This is a genomic window from Kitasatospora sp. NPDC054939, assembly GCF_053610105.1.
On sequence record NZ_JBSGXP010000289.1, the window covers coordinates 1 to 2766 of the forward strand.

Consider the following 2766-nt stretch of genomic DNA (forward strand, 5'->3'; position numbering starts at 1 on the left):
CTTCGAGCCCGTCCGCGCCTCGGCGTGAACGCTGCGTGAATCGCGTCGGGCGGCTCGGAAGTGCTGGGGGAGCACTCCGGGGCACCTGTGCGGGGCCGTCGGCGGCCCCGCACCCCGAATCGGGGTCAGAACCGCCCGGCGCCCAGGTCCCGCGAGATCGCCCGGGCCGCGCTGCGCACCGATGCCACCAGCGACGCCCGGACGAAGCCGTCCTCGCAGACCCGCTCCACCGGCCCGCTGATGCAGACCGCGCCGACCGGGTTGCGCCGGCGGTCCTGGATCAGCGCGCCGATCGAGGCCACACCCTCCCAGGTCTCCTCGATCGCCCCGGCCCAGCCCCGCTCCCTGGTCAGCGCCGCCTCGGCGTCGATGTCCGCGAGCTCGGTCAGGGTCCGCGAGGTGTACGACTCCAGCGGCCCCTGGCCCAGCTCCCCGCGCGCCACCGGGTCGTACGCCAACAGCACCTTGCCCAGCGCGGTGCTGTGCAGCGGCTGCATCGAGCCCACCTCCAGCACCTGCCGGGTGTCGTCCGGGCGGAACACGTGGTGCACGATCAGCACGCCCTGATGGTGCAGCACGCCGAGGTAGACCGTCTCCCCGGTGGCCCGGGCCAGGTCGTCCGCCCAGACCAGCGCCCGCGCCCGCAGCTCGTGCACGTCCAGGTAGCTCTGGCCCAGGCGCAGCAGTTCGGCGCCCAACTGGTACTTGCCGCTCTCCGGGTCCTGCTCCACGAAACCCTCCTGCTGGAGGGTGCGCAGGATGCCGTGCGCCGTTCCCTTGGCGAGGTCAAGCGCCGTCGCGACCTCGGACAGGCCAAGGCGGCGTTCACCGCCGGCCAGCAGGCGCATGATCGCGGCGGCCCGGGAGAGCGACTGGATCGGGCCGGGCATTCGATACCTCCGCGCTGAAGGGCGGTCGACATTGTCGACCGCACGGGTGACGGCACGAGTCTGCCAGGCCGCCCCCGCTCCGTGCACGTTCCCCCTCGGTAATCACGCTCTCCGGCCGGTCCGGACCTCCGCCGCCAGCGCCGCGATCTCCCGCGGCCCCACCCGGCAGCAGCCGCCCACCAGCCGGGCGCCGCCGCCCACCCAGCCCGCCGCCCGCCGCGGCGAGAACGCCGGCTCGCCGCACCACGACCGGGCCGCCGGGTCCCAGCCCTCGCCGCTGTTGGGGTACACCACCACCGGCCGCCCGGTCACCCGCGCCGCCACCGCCACCGCCCGGTCCGCCTCGGCGGGGGAGCAGCAGTTCACCCCCACCGCCACCACCTCGGCCGCCTCCGCCGCGAGCGCGAACGCCTCCGCCAGCGGCTGCCCCGCCCGGGTCCGCCCGTCCGCCGCGCTGTACGACAGCCAGACCGGCACCCCCAGCCCGCGCACCGCCCGCAGCAGCGCCCGCGCCTCCACCGCGTCCGGCACGGTCTCCAGCGCCAGGACGTCCGGGCCGGCCGCCGCCAGCACCTCCAGCCGCGGCCGGTGGAACGCCTCCAGCTGCGCCACCGACAGCCCGTACCGGCCCCGGTACTCCGAACCGTCCGCCAGCGCCGCCCCGTACGGGCCCACCGACGCCGCCACCCAGCGCCGGCCGCCGCCCTCGGCCGCCACCGCCTCCCGGGCCAGCTCCACACTGCGGGCCAGCAGCCGGGCCGCGTCCGCCCGGCCGGTCCCGCGCCGGGCGAAGCCCTCGAAGGAGGCCTGGTAGCTCGCGGTGATCACGACCTCGGCGCCCGCCGCGAGGTACGCCCGGTGCGCCCGCACCAGCGCGTGCGGGTCGTCCGCCAGCAGCCGGGCGGACCACAGCGCGTCCGCCAGGTCGTGGCCCTCGGCCTCCAACTGGTTGGACAGCCCGCCGTCCAGCACCAGCGGCCCGGCCGCCAGCGCCGCGGCGAACCCGCCGTCGTCCGTACCGCCCGCAGGCGGCGCCCCGCTCCCGGTCATCCCGACCACCTCCGGCCCGCGTCCCGACGGCAGAAGCCCTGCTCACAGGGTAGGTCCGAGCCCGCGCGGAAATTCATTTGCCGCACAGTCATGCGATGGCTACGTTGTGCTCAGACCGAGAACGACGACCCGCCGCAGTCGTGCCGCAGTCGCGCCGCGGGCAGGGGAGCGAGCGAGCCAGGAGAGGAGGGGAGCCCCGTGCCGACCCGGCCCACACCCGGCACCGACGGTGCCGACACCGACCACGCCGGCGCCGCAGTAGCAGACGACACCGACCACGCCGTCGGCAGCGTCCGCGCCGACGACCCGGCCGACGCAGCCGCCGCCGAGCGCGCCTGGCTCGCCGCCTACGACCCGCGCGCCTACACGCCCGTCGCCGTCACCGTCGACGTCGTCGCCCTGACCCTGCGCCACGGCCACCTGCACGTCCTGCTGGTCGAACGCGCCGCCCCGCCCCACCGGGGCCGCTGGGCGCTGCCCGGCGGCTTCCTCCGGGCCGGCCGGGAGAGCCTCGACGAGGCCGCCGTCCGCGAGCTCGCCGAGGAGACCGGCCTGCTCTCCACGGCCGGCTGCGCGGACGCCCTGCGCCGCATCCACCTCGAACAGCTCGGCAGCTACGGCGCCCCCGACCGCGACCCCCGGATGCACGTCGTCTCGGTCGCCTACCTCGCCTTCGCACCAGACCTGCCCGACCCCGAGGCCGGCAGCGACGCCGCGGCCGCCGCCTGGCACCCCGTCACCGCGCTCGACCCGAGGCCGCCCGCCGGCCGTCCCCGAGCCGCGGGGGGGGCCGCGCGCGAACCCACGGGGGGGGGGGGCGGGCGCC

3 protein-coding genes are annotated in these 2766 nt (G+C 77.2%); 1 reads left to right on the forward strand and 2 read right to left on the reverse strand.

Annotated features, from left to right (window positions below; translation table 11 throughout):
* Positions 1-125 precede the first annotated feature (125 nt).
* Both ACWGB8_RS38310 and mmuM read right to left on the reverse strand, forming a co-directional pair.
* Positions 126-890, reverse strand: coding sequence for an IclR family transcriptional regulator (locus tag ACWGB8_RS38310; RefSeq protein WP_452218273.1), 765 nt, complete (start codon positions 888-890; stop codon positions 126-128).
* Positions 891-992: 102 nt separating this feature from the next.
* On the reverse strand, positions 993-1940 hold the full coding sequence (gene mmuM, locus ACWGB8_RS38315; protein ID WP_452218274.1) for a homocysteine S-methyltransferase: 948 nt from the start codon (positions 1938-1940) through the stop codon (positions 993-995).
* A 198-nt stretch (positions 1941-2138) separates the two neighbouring features.
* On the opposite strand from mmuM, the gene ACWGB8_RS38320 reads away from it, so the two are divergent.
* A partial coding sequence (locus tag ACWGB8_RS38320) for an NUDIX domain-containing protein (RefSeq protein ID WP_452218275.1) occupies positions 2139-2766 on the forward strand: 628 nt, incomplete at its 3' end.

Excerpts from the sequence above, each read along its gene's own strand:
- ACWGB8_RS38310 (WP_452218273.1), bottom strand. The coding sequence starts at position 890 with ATGCCCGGCCCGATCCAGTCGCTCTCCCGGGCCGCCGCGATCATGCGC.
- mmuM (WP_452218274.1), bottom strand. The coding sequence starts at position 1,940 with ATGACCGGGAGCGGGGCGCCGCCTGCGGGCGGTACGGACGACGGCGGG.